Origin of the sequence: Nakamurella sp. UYEF19 (assembly GCF_040546275.1) — a bacterium.
Classification (GTDB): Bacteria; Actinomycetota; Actinomycetes; order Mycobacteriales; family Nakamurellaceae; genus Nakamurella.
In genome coordinates this window covers 123,420-144,075 of record NZ_JBEPNO010000008.1, presented here as the reverse complement: position 1 = coordinate 144,075, position 20,656 = coordinate 123,420, and the positions used below count along the sequence as shown (strand labels likewise).

Here is a 20,656-nt window from a genome sequence, read left to right as displayed (position 1 = left end):
GGCATCGCCTAGGGCGACGCCGGCACTGTCAGTTCATGATCGGCTGCACTCGCAATGCAGCGAGCTGCCAGATCAGCGACCCTGGTACGGAGGCTGTACGTTCCCGGCTCCCGTTGGGGCGCCGCAGTTGTCGCAGAATCGAGCGCTCAGCGCGTTCTGGTTGCCGCACTGCGTGCACTGCCTGGTGGCGACCGGGAACCCCTGCCCACCGGTGTTCGGGGCGAAGTAGGCCTGGGTGGCCTGCGGGACGACCTGCGTCGCATTGGGGTCGACCGGAGCGGCGGCGTAGCTCTGGAACGGGGCCGACGGGCCATTGTTCGGGTAGGAAACGCCACCAGCTGCGGCCATGACCGGGGTACTGCGGCGCCCCCTGGCCACAACGATCCCGCCGCCGCCGAGAACCAGTGCGGCCATGACGATCCAGACCCAGATCGGGATTCCACCGGAGGTACCGGACGAGGATGAGGCGTTGTTGATCCCCGCCGCTGAGTTCGAGGCGGCGACCGGCGTGGTCACTGCAGCAGCGTTGGCTGCCGCGGTGGTGGTGACGGGGGCAGGGGCGGGCGGATTGGCGGCGGAATCGGCCGGCGACGACGCGGCGGTGGTGGAAGCGGACGAGGACGTGGTGGGCTCGCTGGCGAAGAGCGCAACGGCCTTGACCTTGTACTTCTGCGCCATGGCGTGGCTCGGCTCGGTCCCGAGGGTGACGTCGAACTGGGCAGCGGCCTCACGGTACTTCTGCTGGTAGAACAGGTTCAGACCCTGGCGATAGGCCTGGTCGGCCGGGGTGAGACCGGCCTTGACGCCGTTACGGGTGAGCAGGGCGCTCACCGTCTCCTGCCCGGCGGCGAAGTTGAACGACTGGGTTCCGGTCGGGTTGTAGCTGACGATCCCGATGACCTGCCCCTGCATGTTGACCACAGGACCGCCGCTCATCCCCGGGCTGAACGCAGCGTCGACCTGGGTGAAGGGGTTGCCGTTGAACGTCTGGTTGGCGCTGACCCGGCCCGTCTTGTAGCTGGGCTCCAGATTCGGATCGACCACATCGTTCACTGCGCCGGGAAAGCCGACGGCGGCGATGTTGGAACCGACGTCCGGCACCGAACCGGCGACCTCCAGCACCGGCATCGGGGCGGATGACTCCACCTTGAGCAGCGTGACGTCACCTTGATCCAAAGGCCGGTTGTCGACGACGTTGGCGGTCATCGCCTGCGCCACCTGCACGCCCGATGCGGCGCCGACCTGCTCGACCTTGAGCTCGCGGACGACGGCCGAGCCGTTGTTGCCGCCCTCGACCTTCCAGTTCTGGATGGCTTCCGCCTCCAGCGACTGTGCATCGGCAGACGTGATGTCCCCGCTCTGCACTGCGTCGGCCAGGAACGCTTCGATCAGGTCCTTCCGTCCCTCCACCGGGTCGGCGCAGTGGCCTGCGGTCACCACGTACCCGTCGGAACTGGCCACGAATCCGGTGCAGGCGCCGTCGGCCTTCACCGGCCCGGACCACTTTGCGCCGCTGGAGGTCTGGTACTGCACGTAGCCCCGGTACTCGACGGAGATGTAGACGACTCCGGACTGTGCGAGCGCGGCGACCTCCTGCTGCGGCATGTCGGTTGACCTTCCATCCGAGGCGGAGGCTGCGACCGCGGCCGACGGGCTGGAACTGACTGTCGAAGGCGCGACGGTGGTGTCGGCCGACGCCATCGGGGCGGCCAGCAACAGGCCGGCGAGGGTGGCGGCGGTGACCGCGGCGAGCCGGCGGCGAACGCGTGCTCCCCGGGTGATCGTGGGAACGATGCTGTGGTGCGTCATGAGTTTCTCCTGCGGTGGAAGGCGGTGGATTCGGGCTGTCCGTACTCGACCTGCCCGCGATCGTCGGGCCCGTCCAGCAACTGCCGCGAAGTATTGCCAGCGGGCGTACCACTGGCGTACCTCCACCTCTGACCTGCAAAAACCCCCTTGCGCCCGTCCTGGATCAGCCGATGGCGAGGACGAACGGGAGAACGGCCGTTGCCCCGGCGCGACGAAGCTCCCGCGCGGCCACGGCGAGGGTCCAGCCGCTGTCCGTGCGGTCGTCGACCAACAGGATGCGCCGACCGTCCACCGCACTTGGGTCCGCGAGCCGGTGCCGCCCGATGATCCCCCTCAGCCGCTGCGCGGAGTTGACCGCCGAGGGCGGCGGTGGTCCGTCGCTCAGCAACTCGAAGCGGGTCAGCAATTCGATCTTGCGATAGCGTGCCATCCCGGCGGCCAGGTGCGCGACCAGTTGCCCATGCGTCATCGACTCGAGGAACACCACGCCGTCGACAGCGGCGGCCTCCGGCCAGGCATCGAGCACCTGCACCGCCGCATGACGAAGGGGCACCGGTGTCTCGCCATCCGGCGCACCGGGCCGCAACGTGTCACGAAGTGCTGCACCCCAACCGATTCCGTCCAGACGCCCGACAGCGCGACCCTGCTCGGCGCGTTCGCCCACCGGGATCTTCCCGGACAGCGACACCCCGACCGATGCCATCCCGGTCGGCCACTGGGCGCGCGGATCCACCGGCACACCGGGGATCGAGAGCTTGGCCCTGGCCGCATCGACCACGGCCGTGTCCGCCTCCGCGGACAGCGTCAGGCCACCACAGTTGTCGCACCGGCCGCAGCCGACCTCACCCGGATCGTCGTCGAGCTGCGCCCGCAGGTAGTTCATCCGGCAGCTCGACGTCGACTGGTACTCCAGCATCGCGTTCTCTTCGGTCCGGCGGGCCTGCGCCACCCTGGCGTACCGGTCGGCGTCGTACTTCCACGGCGCCCCGGTGGCGGTCCAGCCACCCTGTACCCGGCGTACGGCCCCGTCGACATCCAGGACCTTCAGCATCATCTCCAGCCGCGACCGGCGTAGCTGGACCCGAGGCTCCAAGGCGGGCAACGACAACGGCCGCCCGGCGCCCTCCAGTTCCGACAACGTCTGCAGGACGTCGAACTCCTCGGGGAAGCCGAGCGAACCGAAGTAGTTCCAGATGTCACGGTCCTCCCGGCCGGGCAGCAGTATCACCGTGGCCCGGTCGACCCCACGCCCCGCACGACCGACCTGCTGGTAGTAGGCGATCGGCGAATTCGGTGCACCGAGGTGCACCACGAACCCGAGATCCGGCTTGTCAAAACCCATCCCGAGCGCCGAGGTGGCCACCAGCGCCTTCACCCGGTTGGTCAGCAGATCCTCCTCGGCCTGCAGCCGATCCGACTGCTCGGTCTGCCCCGAATAGGACGCGACCTCGAACCCGTTGCTGCGCAGGAAGTCTGCCACCTGCTGGGTGGCGGCGACGGTAAGGCAGTAGATGATCCCGGAGCCGTCGAACTCCGGCAGGTGCTGGGCCAGCCACGCCAGCCGTGACGGTTGGTCCGGCAGCTCCACCACGCCGAGATGCAACGACTCCCGATCCAGCGTGCCCCGCAGGACGAGAACCGGCTCCGCGTCGGCGATCTGCAGCTGCTCGGCCACGTCGGCGGTGACGCGGGCATTCGCCGTCGCGGTGGTGGCCAGCACCGGGATCCCGGTCGGCAGGTCGGTCAGGAGGGTGCGGATTCGCCGGTAGTCGGGCCGGAAGTCGTGGCCCCAGTCCGAGATGCAGTGTGCCTCGTCGACCACCACCAGACCGGCCGTCGCGGCCAGCTGCGGCAGCACCTCGTCCCGGAACCCGGGGTTGTTGAGCCGTTCCGGCGACACCAGCAGCACGTCGACCGCGCCGGAGCGCACCTGCTCGTGCACCCCCGCCCACTCGCCGCTGTTGGCCGAGTTGATCGTCACGGCGGCGATCCCGGCCCGGCCGGCTGCGGCGATCTGGTTGCGCATCAACGACAGCAGCGGCGAGATGATGACCGTCGGACCGGCCCCCTGCTCCCGCAGCAGAGCCGTCGCGACGAAGTACACCGCGGACTTGCCCCACCCGGTCCGCTGGACCACCAGCGCCCGGCGGCGCCCGGCGACCAGGGCTTCGATCGCGGTCCACTGGTCGTCGCGGAGCACGGCATCGGCGGACCCGACCAGCGCCTGCAGGTGCCTCTCCGCGCGGTCGCGCAAATCGGTGGTCGTCATGCTCCCACTCCCAGCCATCCCAGCCATCCCATCAATTCGCTCACGTGCGCCGGAATCGAGCCGGCCCCGCCAGGGTAGGCGGCTACACCGACAACCTCGGTGTCCATCCACATTCCTTGACCCGCACCCGCCGCCGTACCGTTGCCGGAGGCAAGCATCCGGAGTCGCCGGAGGCAAGCATCCGGAGTCGCCGGAGGCAAGCATCCGGAGTCGCCGGAGGCGACCATCCGGGAGTGCACATGGGAGTGGGCAGAACAGTGGTGGCGGTCGCGGCCACCACGCTGGCGGTGAAGCGGCTTCGCCGCCTCGCGCTGCGGTCCGGCGTCTCCGACGCCGAAGTGGCGGCGGTCCTGCCCGGCGACGACCTGCTGCCCGGCGCCACCGACGTCATCGACCGCGCGATCACGCTCCCGGCATCAGCCGAGACGGTCTGGCCGTGGCTGGTGCAGCTCGGGAAGAAGAGAGCGGGCTGGTACTTCTCCCGTCGCCTCGGCCGGTTGCTCCCGGCGCGTGGACGTGGCCTCTGGAGGATCGACCCGCAATGGCAGCACCTGCAGGTGGGAGACCTGATCCCCGACTGGGGACCGGGCGATCCGAGTTTCCGCGCCGAGCAGATCGACCCCGGCCGGGCGCTCGTCTACCTTTCACTTCGCGACAAGCAGATCAACCACCGCTGGCCCGACGACGAGGAACGCAACGACCTCACCGCCATCAGCTGGGCTCTCGTCCTCACCGATCTTGGCAACCACAGCCGCTTGCACATCCGCCTGAAGATGCGGCTCGGCCGGGCCAGGCTGATCACCGGGACCCTTGGCGGACTGATCGACTGGCTCACCATCGTGTGGCTGTTCGGCGGACTCACCGAACGGGTGCGCCCTCAGCCGTAGAGGTGGTTGGGCCTGATCAGCACCACCACCCGGCGCTCCTCCGCCATCGCCCGGGACTGCTCCTGACGGCCGAGCTCGACGACAACATCCAGAGTCTTCATGGCCGCAGGCACGCGCCGGAGCCCATAGCCTGGGGTGCGTGGACCGAACCAGCGGCGCGGGCAGATTCGCCCCCAGCCCCTCGGGGGATCTGCACATCGGCAACCTGCGGACGGCCGTGCTGGCCTGGTTGTTCGCCCGCAGTACCGGACGGGCATTCGTCCTCCGCATGGAAGATCTGGACCGGGTGGCGCGCGGCGCGGCCGTGCGGCAACTCGCCGACCTGGCCGCGCTCGGGATCGACTGGGACCGCGAGGTGGTGTTCCAGTCGAACCGGGGTCCCGCCTACGAACTGGCGATCAGCCAGCTCGTCTCCGCAGACCTGGTCTACGAGTGCTTCTGCACCCGGCGGGAGATCCAGCAGGCCGCCTCGGCCCCGCACGATGCACCACACGGTCCGGACGGTGCGTACCCAGGCACCTGCCGTGATCTGACGCCCCAGGAGGTCAACGAGCGACGGGAAACCGGCCGCCCACCGGCCCTTCGCCTCCGGGCCGGCATCCGCGAGTGGACGGTCCACGACACGTTCGTCGGTGACTACACCGGAGCCGTCGACGACCTGGTGCTCCGACGTGGGGACGGCGTGGTCGCCTACAACCTGGCGGTCGTGGTCGACGACGCGGCCCAAGGCATCGACCAGGTCGTCCGCGGTGATGACCTGCTCGGATCGGCGCCGCGCCAGGCCTATCTCGCCCACCTGCTGGGTCTCCCCCAACCCCGATACGTGCACGTTCCGCTGGCCCTGAACACGGCCGGCGCCCGGCTGGCCAAGCGTGACGGCGCCGTCACGCTGGCCGATCTCGAGACGCAGGGCTTCTCACCGGCGGACATCCTCACCCTGATCGCCCGGTCCTTCTCTCCGTCTGAATCACGTCAAATCGTCACAGTGACGGAACTCCTGGACGGGTTCGACCCGATGGAATTACCCCGAGAACCATGGGTGTTCGACCCACCGAACTCGAACCATCAATAGCGAAGGTGGCCGTCGTTCGTACTCGAACGACCCGGACCTTCGTTCTGCGGGCCCAAGCGCTTGGCGGCGTAGTAACGGCTGAGGAACTCGGCCCTGAACTCGGCGAAGGAGCCGTCCTCGATACTGCGCCGCACGTCGTCGACGAGCTTCACGATGAATCGCTCGTTGTGGATGGTCGCCAGCGTGCAGGAGACCATCTCCTTCGCCTTGAACAGGTGGTGCAGATACGCCCGGGTGTAGTTGGCGCAGGTGTAGCAGTCGCAGCCTTCCGCAAGGGGCGAGAAATCGCGTCGGTATCGGGCGGTCACCAGGTTGTACCGACCGTCCGGCGAGTAGATCGCACCGTTGCGGGCCACGCGCGACGGCGAGACGCAGTCGAAGGTGTCGGCGCCGTTCTCGATCGCGGTGAAGACGTCGTCCGGCTCGCTGATCCCGAGCAGGTGGCGGGGCATCGCCTCCGGCATCTCCTCGCAGCACCAGCGGACGATCGTGCCGAGGTTCTCCTTCTCCAGGGCTCCGCCGATCCCGAATCCGTCGAACCCGAGCGGCAGCAGATCGCGGACAGCCTGCCGGCGCAGGTCCTCGTACTGCGCGCCCTGGATCACCCCGAACAGGGCCTGGTACGGCTTGCCCGCGCGCGAGGCCGTGAGCCGGCGGTGCTCGTCGATGCACCGTACGGCCCAGGCCTGGGTCCGGTCGACCGAGCGTTCCTGGTACTCGCGGGTGTTCATCAGGGTCGTGCACTCGTCGAACGCGAAGATGACGTCGGCCCCGAGCTGGTGCTGGATCTGCATCGAGATCTCCGGCGTGAAGCGGTGTTTCGATCCATCGAGGTGCGACTTGAAGGTCACGCCGTCGTCATCGACCGTCGCCAGCCGAGTCTTTCCAGCGGCGATCACGTCGTCCGACTGCAGGCCCTTGACGTCCATCGCCAGCACTTTCTTGAAACCTGCCCCGAGCGACAGCACCTGGAATCCGCCGCTGTCGGTGAACGTCGGACCGGGCCAGTTCATGAAACTGCCGAGACCGCCACCGTTCTCGACGATGTCCGGCCCCGGTTGGAGGTAGAGATGGTAGGCGTTGGCCAACACGGCTTGCGCGCCGAGGTCGGACATCGATTCGGGAAGAACAGCTTTGACGGTGGCCTTGGTCCCGACGGCGATGAAGGCAGGCGTCCTGATGTCGCCGTGAGGGGTACTCAGCACGCCGGTCCGGCCCTGCGCGCCGGGCAGCCGGGTCCCGACGGTGAAAGGAGTCACCCGGCAATCAGATCATGAAAGCAAAGAGCCCCCGGCGATCAGGATCGATCACCGGGGGCCGGGTGTGAAACGGTCAGACGGCCTTGGTCAGGACCTCGTACTCGTCGTCGCTCAGCTGGATCCGGGCGCCCGCCACGTTGTCCTCGAGGTGCGACACCGACGAGGTGCCGGGGATCGGCAGGATGACCGGCGAGCGACGGAGCAGCCAGGCCAGGGCAAGCTGCGAGGCGGACGCCTTGTGCTCCGTGGCGAGCTCGTCCAGCGGGCCGCCGGGCTTGGCCAGCTTCCCGGTGGCCAGCGGGAACCACGGGATGAAGGCGATGTCGTTCGCCTCGGCGTAGTCCAGGACGTCCTCCGCGGAGCGATCGGCCAGGTTGTAGAGGTTCTGTACTGAAACCACAGGGGCGACCTTCGAAGCAGCCTTGATCTGGTCGACGGACACCTCGGAGAGCCCGATGTGGCGGATCTTGCCCTCGGACTGCAGCGCGGCCAGCTCCCCGACCTGGTCCTCGAGTGCAACGTCCGGGTCGATCCGGTGCAACTGCAGCAGGTCGATGCGGTCGACGCCGAGGTTGCGCAGGTTCAGCTCCACCTGCTGGCGCAGATAGGCCGGACGACCCACCGGGGTCCACACGTTGGGTCCCTGACGGGTCAGGCCGACCTTCGTCGCGATCACCAGGTCGTCGGTGTACGGGTGCAGCGCCTCGCGGATCAGCGCGTCGGTGATGAAAGGTCCGTAGGCGTCGGCGGTGTCGATCAGGTTGACGCCCAGCTCGATCGAGCGGCGGAGGACGCGGATGGCCTCGTCGTGGTCGGCGGGCGCGCCCCAGACTCCCTTGCCCGGCAGCTGCATGGTGCCGTAACCCAGGCGGTTGACCGTCAGGTCGCCCCCGATGGTGAACGTTCCTGCGGCCGCCGCCGGCTTGGTGGTGTTGGTGTTGGTCATGATCTGGCTCCTTCGCACTGATGACTTCGGTCCTGCACGGCCCGTCGAACGGCGGGCCATCGTCACCCCGTTGGCAACGTAGACGTCCCGGCTCCTGATTCCCCGACAGCAACAAAACCCGGCCGGATCACCCGATCACGACCGGATCGCGGACACATGGCCGACGCTCAGGTTGGACACGTCACGACCACAGCCGCAGGGTGGAATGTTGTCCTCACGGCCCCGGATCACTCCGGTCCCCCATCCTCGAGTGATCCGGGAGCCGTCCAATCTGTCAGGGCCGGAAGGCACCCGCCCTGGCCCTGGTCCAATCGACAAAGGTGTCGGAGCCGGACGTTTCGCCCGGCTCCGACACCGATTTACCGGCCATCGATCCAACTGCTGAGCACGCGTGCACCAGGAACCGGCAGGAGTCAGGCCGCCTCAGGCGTCCGGCGCAAGGGCGTCGGCCCGTAGACGGCGTGCTCTCCGTCGAGCAGGGTGGCAGCGGAGACACCGAGCCGCCCGAGAGAATCAGCGTTGGCCTCGAGCCAGTCCTCCGCGGTGTCCTGGGAGGAGAACGAGGCGCGCGGGGCTTCTACGGCGAGGCCCATCTCGTCGGCGAACAGCCAGTTCCAGTGGCCGTGATGGGCGAGCGGCGCCGGACTGATTGGTGGGGCGTCAGCGCAGTCCCTGGCCGACGGGGCACCGAGTCGATCGATCAGCATGCTCCACCTCGTCCGAGTTCGGGTGGTGTGTGTGGTGTCCATGACTCCACCGTCACCGTCCGGGCTGGGAGTCTGCTGTGACGGCCGATCGAAACGCAAGTACGAACGGGTCCGAGAACACGAGCCCTCCCACGATGTCATCGCGGGAGGGCTTGTCCACTGGCGGTGGCGGAGGGATTTGAACCCTCGGAGGCTCTCACCTCACACGCTTTCGAGGCGTGCTCCTTAGGCCGCTCGGACACGCCACCGCCGAGAAGTATAGGTGAATCGGCGACGGACTCCTGACCATGCAGAACCAGGGACGGGTCAGCGGTGGCGGCCACAAGGGGACAACCGTCACTGGTCGCGAAAGATGCAGGGACGGTCAGCGGTGGCGGGCGAAGAAGTCGACGAGCAGGGCGGCGCACTCGTCGGCCAGTACTCCACCCCGGACCTCCACCCGATGGGTCAACCGGCGGTCCCGGAGCACGTCCCACAGCGAGCCGGCCGCGCCGGTCTTGGGCTCCCAGCACCCGAAGACCACCACCGACACTCGCGCCAGCGTGATCGCTCCGGCGCACATGGTGCAGGGTTCTGCGGTGACGGCCAGCGTCGAACCGGCCAGGTTCCAGGTTCCGGCCACGTGAGAAGCCTTGCGCAGCACCAGGATCTCGGCGTGGGCCGTCGGGTCGCCGGTGGCCTCCCTCGCGTTGCACGCCGAGGCGACCTGCGCGCCGGATGCATCAAGGAGCACCGCGCCGATCGGCACGTCGTCACTCGCGGCCGCCTGCCCGGCCGCCGCCAGCGCCGAGCGGATCAACTCCTCGTCGGCACGCCGATGAGCCGAGAACCCGACCGGCCGGTTCACGGATCAGGCCTTCTCCAGCAGTGCGGCGAACTGCTCGCCGAATCCGCACCGCTGCGCGATCAGCGCCAGCTGCTCGTCGGGGTACAGGTCCTCCTCGCCGACGATCAGCTGCAGTTCCTGCTCGGGCAGCCCCAGATCATTCAGCAGGCTCAGGTCGCCCTCCGGCCAGGGGTCGTCGTCGACCTCGTCCTCTTCGGGCGCCTCGATGTGCAACAGGTCGAGGACATCAGCCGCGATGTCGTAGTCGAGGGCCGCCGTCGCGTCGGACAGCAGTAGCGAGGCGCCCCCCGGAACCGGCCGGACGATGACGAAGAATTCGTCGTCGATGGCCACCAGACCGAAGACGGCACCCGTCGCCGCCACCCTTCGCAGTGCGGTGATGAGCCCGTCCAGGTCCTCGAGCAACTCCTCGGCGAGCAGCGAGCACTTCCAGGCGCCGTCCTCCCGGACTACTGCTGCTGCGAACCCGTCGATAGTCACGGGCGAGACGTTACCCAGGTTCCCGGCCGGAGGCCACGCCCGCCCGGTCCGGACGGCCGCACCCGCGGTGGCGGTCGAGGCCATCCGGGGGGTCGGCCACACTCGTCCGGCTGAAGATGCCGCCTTCTTTGCAGCCCGAGCTACTGCGACGGGGGAACGACGGACGATGATGTGGGGATGACAGTCGCCGATTCCGGTAGTCCTGCCGTCATCTCCCTACCCCCTCTCTACGTCCTGGGGTTGGGCCTGATCGGGGGTTCGCTCCTTCGCGCGGCCGCCCCGTTCACCGCCGTCGCCGGGTGGTCGCCGAGCCCGCAGACCCGCGGCGCGGCGGCGGCGGACGGCTTCGAAGTCCTCGACACGCTGGACGACACGATCCGACGGGCCGCCGACGAGGACGGGCTCCTCGTCCTCGCCTCACCTCTGACGACCTTCGCCCCCCTGCTGGCCCGGATCGCCGAGCTGGCACCGACGGTCAAACTCACCGACGTCGGATCTGTCAAGGGGGTCGTCGCCGACCAGGTCGAGGACCTCTGCCCGGAGGCCCGCTACATCGGGTCGCACCCGATGGCCGGCACCGCCTCCAGCGGTTGGTCCGCAGGTTCGGCAACCCTCTTCGGGCAGGCGGCCTGGGTCACCTGCCTCGACGAGATCTCCGATCTCCCGACGTGGACCGAGGTCGCCTCGCTCGCCCTCGCGGTCGGCAGTCGCGTCATCCCGGCAGAAGCCATCGCCCATGACGAGGCCGTGGCCCGGATCTCTCACCTGCCGCACATGCTCGCGCTCGCCCTGGCCCAGGTGGGCGCGGCGGGCGGTTCGCTCGCCCTCTCGCTGGCGGCCTCGTCGTTCAACGACGCCACCAGGGTCGCCGGCACGCGTCCGGAGCTGATCAGGGCGATGTGCGAGGCGAACAAGAAGGCTCTGGTCACCGCGGTGGACGACGCGTTGGGCATCCTCGGCGTAGCGCGGGGTTCGCTGGCCTCCACCGGCTCGCTGCAGAAGCTGACCTCCGGTGGGCACGAGGCCCGATCGGCCTTCGACAACCGTGGCTCGACACTGGTCCCGCTCACGCTCAGCGGCGAGGACATGATCGACCAGCTCATCTCGGTCGGGTCCGCGGGCGGGCACGTCACGGGAATCGTCGGCTCCGGGGACGACCTCCAGGTGCACGTCCGCTATCCGCGGGAAGACGAGGACTGACCTCGGCCCCTGCCAACAGCCCCATCACGCCACACCCGGCCGAGTGCCCGTCAGGCCTTACCCTTCTCCCCGGGGCCGGCGAACCAAATGAGTCTGCGCCCCAGTACGGCACGCGAGAACGAAAGGGCTTTCCACTCATGCAGCGGCTCTCCGGATTCATGCGCACCTACTGGACGCGCGGCGAACCCGGGCGCGAGACACCGCGGTCGCTGTCCGTCTTCATGCAGCGCATGTGGATCCTGGCTCTGGCGTTCAAGCTCATCGGCTCGTCCTGGGACGTGTCGTGGCACTTCAAGTGGCTGCGTGACGACTTCGCGCCGCCGCATCTGCTCAACACGGTCGGCACCGGCATCGCGATCGGTCTGGTCCTCGCGCACACCTTCACCGGGTACGGGGTGGAGCGTCTGTCACTGCGGATCATGCAGGTCGGCACCGGGATCTTCGTGGTCGCCGGCCCGATCGATGTGGTCAACCACCGGATCAACGGCCTCGACCTGACGGCCTGGTCGCCCTCCCACCTTCTGCTCTACCTGGGCACCGCGATCATGGTCGCCGGCGTCATTCGGAACTGGTACCGCACCTACCCCCGTGACGGCGCCTTCTCGCGTCAGTGGACGGTCGGCCTGATCGGGCTCTTCGCCTTCGGCTTCGAGGACCTCTACTTCCCGACCGGTCAGCAGGAATACGGCATCCTCGAGGTGGCATCCTGGCTGCGCGGCACGCCCTACGCCGAGCCTTCGCTGCTCAGCTTCGCCGCGCAGCAGTTGGGCCGACCGGTCGACGACGTCGCGCTCCAGCACTTCGCCATGCCGATCCCGCCGTGGGTCTATCCGGTCTGGGTGCTCTCGGTGTGCGTCGCCCTGCTGGCGCTGGCCAGGATCATGGTCGGCTTCCGCTGGACCGCCACCCTGGTCGTCGCCGTCTACGTGCTGTACCGGTGCGCGATCTGGCCGCTCCTGACGGTCGGCACCTTCCCGCCGAGCTACCTGCCGATCTGGCTGCTGCCGTTGGGCGTCGCCGTCGATCTGCTGTTCCTGCTCCGGGTCGCGCCGTACCTGCGCGCCGTGATCGGCGCCGTCACGGTGACCGCCCTCGGATACGGGCTGCTCTGGCTCAGCGCGATCGTCACCGACACCCCGGTCGGCCTCGCCGGCCTGGATATCGCCCAGATCCGTGCGGCGTTCGAGACCGGCTCGAATCTGCTGACGCCCCCCATCGCCTGGGGCTCCGTCCTGCTCGCGCTGCCGGTGGCGCTGCTCTTCTGGGGCCTGGTGACCCTTCTGGGCGAGCGACTCGGCGGCGTGGATCGGTCCGGACCACCCGAAATCTGCCTCACGTTCGGTCCCGAACCACGTCGCGACGCCGGCGGCCTTCTCGACGGATGGACCGAACCGGGGCGGGACGGCTCCGATCGACCGGAGAGAACCTCGCGCGCCGGGCGCTGAGATCGCCCGCTGTGCACGGAGCCCTACTGACAGATACCAGAATTCGCAACCACCGCACGCCAGCCCCCTACTTACCTGCCCAAACGAATTCGTCCACATTTCCCGGGAATCGGCGGGAACCACATCCCGTTCGCTATCGTCGGATCTGCGGTTGTCGCCGGTGGGTTCCCCTGCTGGTGTTCCTCGAGTGGGGTTGGGGTGGTTGGTGTGGGTCCGAAGTTTGCGGTGCGTGACAATGCGGTGAATGTGCATGCGTCGAATCTGGAGGGTGCGGAGTCGTCGATGAATGCGCAGGCGGCGTCGTTCTTGCAGGCGATCGAGTCGTTGCCGCAGGATTGGAAGGGTTCGTCGTTTTCCTCGTGGGAGTCGTTGACGGCGGCGTGGTCTGCGGCGATGAAGGATCTGAATGCGGCGTTGGCGTCGATCAAGGGGAATGTGAAGAACGCGGGTGGGTTGTACGACACCTATGAGGCGCAGATGACGGAGTCGCTGACGTCGGCGAACGGGTCGGCTGATTGGGATGGGACGAAGTTCAAGTTCTGATCGTCCGGTCGATGCACGCAGGCTTTCCTCTTCTTCTGTTTTGTCCGGTTTTCTTTGGTGCGGGTCGATGTGTGATTGGGGTGTTGGGTATGTCCGGAGGGGTGTTTTCCTACAACGAGGCGACGGCGGAGTCGGCTTCTGGTTCGTTGGGGTCGGTGATCGGTGGGTTGGAGTCGTCGTTGTCTGATCTTGGTGGGTTCGTGGCGAGTGTGAAGTCCTCGTGGGACGGTGACGAGCAGGACACGTATGCGGGGGTGCAGGCGAAGTGGGATGCGGCGGCGGCGACGGTGCAGGAGATCTTGACGGCGGTGTCCAAGTCGTTGTCCTCGACGACGTCGGGGGTGAAGGACATGCGTGGGCAGGTCCGTTCGGCGCTGACCGCGCACTGACCGGTTCAGGTGTGTGAAGGCCCGGCCCGGGAAACACCGGGCCGGGTGACGGTTTCTCGGTGGGCTTGCTGATCGGTCCGTTCGACCCCTCGTCGGGGGGTGGTCGGCGGACCCGGGATGGTGTGGGGTGACTGGACGTGGATGCTTCGATGTTCTCCTTGACCGGTGATGCGGATTCGATCCGCGCCTCGGCCGGTACGTGGTCGGGGTTCTCCACCGCAGCGTCGACCGCAGCCGGGGACATACGGCACATCGATTCCGGCGACTTCAAGGGCGATGAGGCGGATACCTATCGCGACAAGATGAACGGCGATCTGCCGCCCCATCTCGACACGACGAGCGAGGCGTGGTCCAAGGTGGCCACCGCCCTCACCACCTACGCCACCACGCTCCAGACGTTGCAGACCCGGATGCACACGCTGGCCTCCACCGCCACCCACCAACAGCAGCAGGTCGATTCCGCCGGCAACGCTGCCGCCGACGCGAAGGCCGCCGACGCCCGGCACACCGCCGACCAGACCGCCGCGGCCAAGAAACTACCGGCTGGACAGACACTCCCGCCGGATACCTACCGGCCGCAGACGTCAGGAGCCGGTACGCAGCTGAACCAGGCGAACGCGGCGCTGCAGTCGACGATCGACGCGGCCAACCAGGTCCGCGCCGAGCACAACACCGCGGTGGACCACTGCGTCACCGCGATCCACCAGGCCGCCGGCATGCGGTTCGAGGAACCACCCGGGTTCTGGGGGAAACTGGGGAACTCCATCACCGGCTGGATCAAGGACCACGCCGACGTGCTGAAGTCGATCTCGTCGGTCCTCAAGACCATCTCCGGTATCGCCGGTCTGCTGGCCATGATCCCGATCCTGTCGCCGATCATGGGTCCGATCGCCCTGGCTACCGGAGCGGCCGCCCTTGGCATCGACGTCACCCTCAAACTCGTCACCGGCGAAGGTTCCTGGACCGACATCGGCATGGACGTTCTGGGTGTCATTCCCGGCGGACGCGCCGCCGGCGAGGCGGTGAAGGGTGCCGAAGCCGCAACGGACGTGGTACGGACCGCCTCCACGGTGGGCAAGGACGCGGGGGCAGTGAAGAAGGGGGCCAACGCCGCCTCCGAGCTCAAGACCGGCGAGAACGCGGCCGCCAGAGCCAAGTCCGGTGAGAACGCAGGCACCGAGGCGAAGTCCGGCCAGAACGCCGCCACCGAGGCGAAGTCCGGCGATCCCCGGCAGCCCGGAGCGCCCGCCAAGAAGCCGGTGTACGAGCCGACCCGCACCCGCGTCAAGTTGCGGGCCCAGACCAAGCGGGAGGTCTACGCCGACGCCGAGCGTCATGCCGACGGCAGTGGCGACTTCGTCTGCGCCGCCAGCGGCGATCGCATTCCCGCCGCCCGCGACCGCAACGGCGACCTGGTCCGGATCGACCCGGTCACCGGTCGGCGCACTCCCGACGGCATGACCGTCCCGGCCAAGGGCCAATCCAATTTCGGGCACGTTCCCGGTCATGAATGGCGTAGTTACAAGATCGAGGCCGAGGCAAACGGTTACAACCGCCGGCGGGTGATCGAGGACCAGAACGATCCGGGTATCTACCGGGTCGAAACTCCTGCGGCGAACCAGGGCCATCAGTACGAGCAGCAGTCGGCGAAATGACGCCGATAGTGCGACACAGGTCGGAACCGGCCATCGACGCACGCTCTGGTCCGTCACCACGGCGGTCGACGATGCTAGGATTTTCAGATGGGAAGTCCTGATCCGTACGGCCGCAACGCACTCCACCTTGCGGCGATCGCGGGAGATCTGCCCGCAACGGAGGCTGCCATCAAGGCCGGCGAGGACGTGAACGCACACGAGAGTCGTTCCTACACAGCGCTTCACTTCGCAGTGCAGGAGGGATTCGTCGACATCACCGCGGCACTGCTCGCCGCCGGCGCAGACGTGGAGAGCCGGACCGACATCGGTGTGACGCCACTCCGTCTGGCCGCGCAACGATGGAAGAAGAGTCCGGACGGAACGATCATCACGCTGCTCAAGAAATACGGGGCTTCGGGTGCCGCCCAGGATGACGGCGGACATACCGTGACCGATGTGGCCAAGAATCTCTTCCGCTTCCCACCGGAATTGCTGGAATTGGTGCAGGCATGACGGCTGCGCAGGTCGAGGCGCATTTCGGCCGATTCCTGGGTGCCGGCGAGTTGGTCGAGGAATACCGTTCCATCCAGCTCTGGGCCTGGCGTCGACCCGAATTCTCCTCGTTCTCGACTCTCGGCTTGTCTGATGCGCCCGTCACGTCGGTGTTCCCGCAGGAGATCGTCTGCTCGGTGCTGCCGGACCAACTCGGCGCCGCCGACTTCCTGGTGCGCAAGACCCTCGATCTCGTCCTGGACGCCGGGGCGGGCCTGGTCAACGAGGACGTCATCCCGAACGGTGAGATCCTGCTGGCCGGCACCGTCATCGAGGGTGTACTGGTCGGTCCGCACCCGATGTTGGACGACGAGTTCGACGTACTGCGTGACGGCTCGGCAGTGATCGCCGAGATGATGACCCTCGTTCCGCTGAGCGGCGCCGAGATCGCGTACTCGCAGTCCGAGAGCATCGACGCCCTGATGGACCGGCTCGAGGAAGCGGATCCGCCGCTCCTGGATGTCCTGCGCGCTTCGATCGTCTGACCCCTTCCGGGGCCTGCGCGACCTCGAGGTCAGAACGGCGTGACCGGCGCCCTGGTCAGCACCACGGCGATGCCGAAGGCGGCAGCAAGGGTCACCACTTCCCATCCGCACCACAACGCGATCCCGGTACGCTTGCCGGCGGCCACCCTTGGCATGATCTTCCGACGCACGTGGACAGCGGTGACGGTCACGATCACCAGGCACGTCGCTTTGGCGGTCAGCAGGACGCCGTAGCGGGTGGTGAAGATCGATCCCGGCAGGTGGGTGATCGGTGAGAGCGCGAGTTCCAGCAGCCCGTTGAAGATGCCGGTGAATCCCACGACGAAGACACACCAGGTGGCCAGGGTGGAGAACCGGGGCAGCGCATCGGCCAGCAGCGCAGGCTCGCGGGCCAGGAAGACGACGACCGCCGCGAGCGCACCGGCCCACGCCGTCGCCGCCACCACATGCAGCTCCATGGAGACCATCGACAGGTCGTGGTAATACCAGTTCGAGGCGTGACCGGTGAGCGGCAACGGCAGAAGGCCGAACAACGCGATCCCGATTCGCAGCTCGGCCGGCACCTTCTCGCCGTGCCGGACCGAGACCCTGGCCAGCCAGAACGAGAGCAGCGCACAGCCGGCCGAGAGCAGCAGACCCTTCCCGGCCGCGATGTTGGTGATGTACGACCAGACGGACGCCGGGTTCGGGGCATGGGTGGGATCGAGCTCGACGGACAGCATCACGATCGACACCAGCGCGGCGACACCCCACAGCGCCGAGGCCCAGACAGCCAGCCGACGGGCCCGCGCGACGACTTTCTCGGTGCGCTCGGGCCGGTCGAACCCGACCAGCTTCGAGAGCAGCCCGAGCCCGGCGGCTGAGACCGCGCCCAGGTCGAGAAGCGTGCGCAGGACCGGGATGCCGAACCGGACGATCCAGGGGGGCGACGCGATCCCGACCACGGGACCGGTCGCCGTCAGGTCGGTACCGACGACCGCCGCCACCAGGGCCGCCACCGCGACGATCAACAGGAACAGTCCGCTCGACCTGGCCAGACCGGCGAACTTCGGCTGCCGAGCGGGCCGGGTCGGCCGCCGGGCGGGTTTGGTCGGCTGCCGGTCGAGCCGGATCGGCTGTTTCCCGCCGGGCCGGATCGGCTGTTTCCCGCCGAGTTGCGTCGGCTGCTTCCGGGCGGACGCGGACGGGCGCCGCACGGCAACCTCGACGGCAGGGTCGCGCCGTCTGCCCTGCGCTGCGCTCACCGTTTCATGGTGACACGGTGAGGGCCGTTCGCCGACCCGTCCCGGTCACGGGCCTCACGCCCACCCGGTGCGGACCCGGTCGTTCGGTCGGCTGGCAGGGTCAACGGGCGCGCTGCACCCGGGAGACGTCCCAGACGGGCTCGTCGAACCGGCCGACCGTCCCGCCCGCGTCGAAAACGAGGAACGCGTCGAAGGTCCTGGCGAACGCGCGATCGTGCGTCACGGCGACCACCGTTCCGTCGAAGGCATCCAGCGCCTCCTCCAGCGACTCGGCCGAGTGCAGGTCCAGGTTGTCGGTCGGCTCGTCCAACAGCAGGAGGGTGGCCCCGGACAGCTCCAGCAGCAGGATCTGCAGACGCGCCTGCTGACCGCCGGAGAGCGTGTCGAACGTCTGCTCGCCGGCGCGGGCCAGGCCGTAGCGGTCGAGGGCCCTGGCCGCCTGCTCGCGTCCCATCCCGGACCGGTGGTCGTCACCGTGGTGCAGGATCTCCAGCAGGGTCCTTCCCGAGAGCTCGGGGTGGGAGTGCGTCTGCCGGAAGTAACCGGGCCGCACCCGCGACCCCAGCACGACCGAGCCGGTGTGCTTCACCGGATCCACGTGCGCCGAGGAGACGGGCTGGTGCTCGATGTCCGGATCGGATCCACCGGCTGCCAGCAACCGCAGGAAGTGCGACTTCCCCGAGCCATTGGCTCCGAGCACCGCCAGCCGCTCGCCGTAGAAGATCTCCAGGTCGAACGCCTTCATCAGCCCGGTCAGTTCCAGCTTCGTGCAAACCACCGCGCGCTTGGCCGTTCGACCGCCCTTGAGCCGCATGGTGACCTGTTGGCTCAGCGGCAGTTCCTCCGGCGGCCCGGCCTCCTCGAACTTGAACAACCGCGTCTTCGCCGCCTGGTAGCGCGAGGCCAGGCTGTCCATGAAGGCGGCCTTCGTCTTGTACATCAGCACCAGGGCCTTGAGCTTGGCGTGCTCCTCGTCCCAGCGCCGGCGCAGCTCCTCGAGGCGGGAGTTCCGGTCGATCCGGGCCTGGTGGTAGTTCGCGAACGAACCGCCATGCACCCACGAGACCGCCCCGGCCACACCGGGTTCCAGCGTCACGATCCGGTTGGCGGCGCGGGCCAGCAGCTCGCGGTCGTGACTGATCAGCAAGATCGCCTTGTTCGTCTCGGCGAGCTTGCCCTCGAGCCAGATCTTGCCGGGGACGTCCAGGTAGTTGTCCGGCTCGTCCAGCAGGAGCGTCTCGTCGGAGCCGGCGAGCAGCAGCTCGAGCACCAGCCTCTTCTGCTCACCGCCGGAGAGACTCGTCACCGCCCGGAACTTGGCCCGGTCGTACGGGACGCCGAGTGCCGCGACGCAGGCGAAGTCGAACGCATTCTCCTGCTCGTAGCCGTGGACGTCGGCCCAGTCGGCGAGGGCCTGGGCATAGCGGATCGCCACCGAATCGCTGTCGTCGGACATCATCTCCAGCTCGGCCGCATCGATCTGCGCCGCCACCTTCTGGATGGCCGCGGGCGACACGGTGAGCAGCAGGTCGCGAACGGTCGAGTCGTCGCGGACGGAACCGATGAACTGGGGCATGACGCCAAGGCCGCCGGAGCGGGTGATCGCGCCGTCCTCGGCGTCGAGCTCACCGGTGATGATCCGCAGCAGGGTCGTCTTGCCCGTACCGTTCGGGCCGATGACGGCGGTGACGCTGCCCTGCCCGAGCCGAAAGCTGACGTCGGCGAGCAGCGGCCGCCCGTCGGCCAGCGAGTAGCTGATGCCGGCAACCTCGAGATGTCCCACGCCTGTGACAGTCGCCGAACAGCGGGTCCTCCGTCAACCTGAAAAGCAACCGCAGATGCGATCGGTACCACCCCCGGCGGCCTCACCCGGTCGCCGACCGTTCAGCATCTTCGCCAGCCAAACCGCGCAATCCAGTGAAAATCTTCACGGACGAGGAGATCCAACTCCTACCCACACCCTTTTGACACTCCACGGGATTAACCTCTGAACCTGTGAACAACACCTCGACATCGACCCGGATGCTGGCCTGGACCTCGGACGATCAGCACCGTCTGGAAACGGTTCGGGTCGTGCTCACCGATCGGGGGCTGCGGGCCAGCGGTCACATCGTCAGCGCCCTCGGCGACCCGTTCGGCGTCTCCTATTCGCTGCTCGCGGACCCGGAGGGCCGCACCCGACGGCTGACGGTCCAGACCGATTCCGGCACCGGCGAACGGTCGCTGAATCTGACCAGGGCACCGGGGGGCCAATGGGTCGCCGACCACGGCAGCGGGCCGCGCACGCTCAGCCTCGTCGAGGCCGCCCAGGACATCGATCTGCTCGCCTCCGCCTTCACCAACTCGCTGGCGATCCGTCGGATGGGGCTGCACCGGGCCGTCGGATCCGCGACCGTGACGGTGGCCTCGGTCGGCTGTCCGGACCCAGAGGTCTCCGCCGTCCAGCACGTCTACCGCACGGTGTCGACCGATGCGAACGGGGCCGTCATCGCGTACAGCGGTCCGCTCGGCGATCGGGAGTTGATCATCGATGCGGATGGCTTCGTCCTCCACTTCCCCGGCCTGTCGGATCGTCTACGGTAGACACCGGTAAAGACCGAGCAAACCGCATCTGACCTCCGGCTCGGTCACCGACGACGAAGGACAGATCACATGGTGGATTTCGGTGAATTGAAGAGCAAGGCCGAGGGCTTCGTGTCCGAGCACGACGACCAGATCAAGCAGGGCATCGACAAGGTCGGTGATTTCGTCGGCAACAAGATCGGGCACGACAAGGTCGACCCCATCGAGGAGAAGCTCTCCGGCTTCGTCGACTCGCTGGGTGGGAACAAGCCCGAAGGCGAAACCCCCGCCGCTCCACCCGCCGTCTGAGCTCTCCGGGTCGTCTG

Annotated in this window: 20 protein-coding genes and 1 tRNA gene; 11 read left to right on the top strand and 10 right to left on the bottom strand. The window is 68.0% G+C overall.

The window, feature by feature from the left end:
• Window positions 1-72: 72 nt before the first annotated feature.
• Together ABIB25_RS13470 and ABIB25_RS13465 are read right to left on the bottom strand one after the other, a co-directional pair.
• Window positions 73-1,809: a trypsin-like peptidase domain-containing protein gene (locus ABIB25_RS13470; RefSeq protein ID WP_354528970.1), complete on the bottom strand. Its 1,737-nt coding sequence runs from the start codon at window positions 1,807-1,809 to the stop codon at window positions 73-75.
• A 163-nt stretch (window positions 1,810-1,972) separates the two neighbouring features.
• Window positions 1,973-4,078 (bottom strand): RecQ family ATP-dependent DNA helicase, encoded by a 2,106-nt coding sequence (locus tag ABIB25_RS13465; RefSeq protein ID WP_354528969.1) that lies wholly within the window; start codon window positions 4,076-4,078, stop codon window positions 1,973-1,975.
• A gap of 239 nt (window positions 4,079-4,317) precedes the next feature.
• Between ABIB25_RS13465 and ABIB25_RS13460 the strand changes: the two genes are divergently transcribed.
• Window positions 4,318-4,965: a hypothetical protein gene (locus tag ABIB25_RS13460; protein ID WP_354528968.1), complete on the top strand. Its 648-nt coding sequence runs from the start codon at window positions 4,318-4,320 to the stop codon at window positions 4,963-4,965.
• Window positions 4,966-5,104: 139 nt separating this feature from the next.
• The gene (gene gluQRS / locus ABIB25_RS13455; protein WP_354528967.1) at window positions 5,105-6,037 is read left to right on the top strand and encodes a tRNA glutamyl-Q(34) synthetase GluQRS; all 933 of its coding nucleotides are present in this window, start codon (window positions 5,105-5,107) and stop codon (window positions 6,035-6,037) included.
• On the opposite strand, the gene tgt is transcribed toward gluQRS, so the two are convergent.
• The 6 genes from tgt to ABIB25_RS13425 all read right to left on the bottom strand — a co-directional run bounded on the left by tgt (window position 6,031) and on the right by ABIB25_RS13425 (window position 10,276).
• Window positions 6,031-7,296 (bottom strand): tRNA guanosine(34) transglycosylase Tgt, encoded by a 1,266-nt coding sequence (tgt, locus tag ABIB25_RS13450; RefSeq protein ID WP_354528966.1) that lies wholly within the window; start codon window positions 7,294-7,296, stop codon window positions 6,031-6,033. The two genes, gluQRS and tgt, sit on opposite strands and share 7 nt — an antisense overlap.
• A 73-nt stretch (window positions 7,297-7,369) precedes the next feature.
• Complete coding sequence (locus ABIB25_RS13445; protein ID WP_354528965.1) at window positions 7,370-8,242, bottom strand: aldo/keto reductase; 873 nt, start codon at window positions 8,240-8,242, stop codon at window positions 7,370-7,372.
• A 413-nt stretch (window positions 8,243-8,655) separates the two neighbouring features.
• Window positions 8,656-8,991, bottom strand: a complete 336-nt coding sequence (locus ABIB25_RS13440; RefSeq protein ID WP_354528964.1) for a hypothetical protein — start codon at window positions 8,989-8,991, stop codon at window positions 8,656-8,658.
• A gap of 118 nt (window positions 8,992-9,109) precedes the next feature.
• Window positions 9,110-9,197, bottom strand: a tRNA-Ser gene (locus tag ABIB25_RS13435).
• Window positions 9,198-9,313: 116 nt separating this feature from the next.
• The gene (locus ABIB25_RS13430) at window positions 9,314-9,796 is read right to left on the bottom strand and encodes a nucleoside deaminase (protein ID WP_354528963.1); all 483 of its coding nucleotides are present in this window, start codon (window positions 9,794-9,796) and stop codon (window positions 9,314-9,316) included.
• Window positions 9,797-9,799: 3 nt separating this feature from the next.
• Window positions 9,800-10,276 carry a tRNA adenosine deaminase-associated protein gene (locus tag ABIB25_RS13425; protein ID WP_354528962.1) on the bottom strand — a complete coding sequence of 159 codons (477 nt, stop codon included), beginning with the start codon at window positions 10,274-10,276 and terminating at the stop codon, window positions 9,800-9,802.
• Between the two features lie 177 nt (window positions 10,277-10,453).
• Between ABIB25_RS13425 and ABIB25_RS13420 the strand changes: the two genes are divergently transcribed.
• The 7 genes from ABIB25_RS13420 (at window position 10,454) to ABIB25_RS13390 (ending at window position 16,524) form a co-directional block, all read left to right on the top strand.
• The gene (locus ABIB25_RS13420) at window positions 10,454-11,476 is read left to right on the top strand and encodes a prephenate dehydrogenase (RefSeq protein ID WP_354528961.1); all 1,023 of its coding nucleotides are present in this window, start codon (window positions 10,454-10,456) and stop codon (window positions 11,474-11,476) included.
• A gap of 137 nt (window positions 11,477-11,613) precedes the next feature.
• Window positions 11,614-12,921 carry a hypothetical protein gene (locus ABIB25_RS13415; RefSeq protein WP_354528960.1) on the top strand — a complete coding sequence of 436 codons (1,308 nt, stop codon included), beginning with the start codon at window positions 11,614-11,616 and terminating at the stop codon, window positions 12,919-12,921.
• Window positions 12,922-13,146: 225 nt separating this feature from the next.
• Window positions 13,147-13,464, top strand: coding sequence for a WXG100 family type VII secretion target (locus tag ABIB25_RS13410; protein ID WP_354528959.1), 318 nt, complete (start codon window positions 13,147-13,149; stop codon window positions 13,462-13,464).
• 89 nt (window positions 13,465-13,553) lie between these two features.
• Window positions 13,554-13,853: a WXG100 family type VII secretion target gene (locus ABIB25_RS13405; RefSeq protein ID WP_354528958.1), complete on the top strand. Its 300-nt coding sequence runs from the start codon at window positions 13,554-13,556 to the stop codon at window positions 13,851-13,853.
• Window positions 13,854-14,002: 149 nt separating this feature from the next.
• Entirely contained in the window at window positions 14,003-15,508 is a 1,506-nt protein-coding gene (locus ABIB25_RS13400) for a GH-E family nuclease (protein ID WP_354528957.1), read from the top strand.
• Between the two features lie 87 nt (window positions 15,509-15,595).
• Window positions 15,596-16,000 carry an ankyrin repeat domain-containing protein gene (locus tag ABIB25_RS13395; protein ID WP_354528956.1) on the top strand — a complete coding sequence of 135 codons (405 nt, stop codon included), beginning with the start codon at window positions 15,596-15,598 and terminating at the stop codon, window positions 15,998-16,000.
• Window positions 15,997-16,524 carry a suppressor of fused domain protein gene (locus tag ABIB25_RS13390; protein ID WP_354528955.1) on the top strand — a complete coding sequence of 176 codons (528 nt, stop codon included), beginning with the start codon at window positions 15,997-15,999 and terminating at the stop codon, window positions 16,522-16,524. Before ABIB25_RS13395 ends, ABIB25_RS13390 begins: the two co-directional genes overlap by 4 nt.
• A gap of 29 nt (window positions 16,525-16,553) precedes the next feature.
• On the opposite strand, the gene ABIB25_RS13385 is transcribed toward ABIB25_RS13390, so the two are convergent.
• The gene (locus ABIB25_RS13385) at window positions 16,554-17,768 is read right to left on the bottom strand and encodes a CopD family protein (RefSeq protein ID WP_354528954.1); all 1,215 of its coding nucleotides are present in this window, start codon (window positions 17,766-17,768) and stop codon (window positions 16,554-16,556) included.
• Between the two features lie 100 nt (window positions 17,769-17,868).
• The gene (locus ABIB25_RS13380; protein ID WP_354528953.1) at window positions 17,869-19,551 is read right to left on the bottom strand and encodes an ABC-F family ATP-binding cassette domain-containing protein; all 1,683 of its coding nucleotides are present in this window, start codon (window positions 19,549-19,551) and stop codon (window positions 17,869-17,871) included.
• Between the two features lie 212 nt (window positions 19,552-19,763).
• Between ABIB25_RS13380 and ABIB25_RS13375 the strand changes: the two genes are divergently transcribed.
• Both ABIB25_RS13375 and ABIB25_RS13370 read left to right on the top strand, forming a co-directional pair.
• Window positions 19,764-20,351, top strand: coding sequence for a putative glycolipid-binding domain-containing protein (locus ABIB25_RS13375; protein ID WP_354528952.1), 588 nt, complete (start codon window positions 19,764-19,766; stop codon window positions 20,349-20,351).
• 69 nt (window positions 20,352-20,420) lie between these two features.
• Window positions 20,421-20,639 (top strand): antitoxin, encoded by a 219-nt coding sequence (locus ABIB25_RS13370; protein WP_354528951.1) that lies wholly within the window; start codon window positions 20,421-20,423, stop codon window positions 20,637-20,639.
• Window positions 20,640-20,656: the final 17 nt, after the last annotated feature.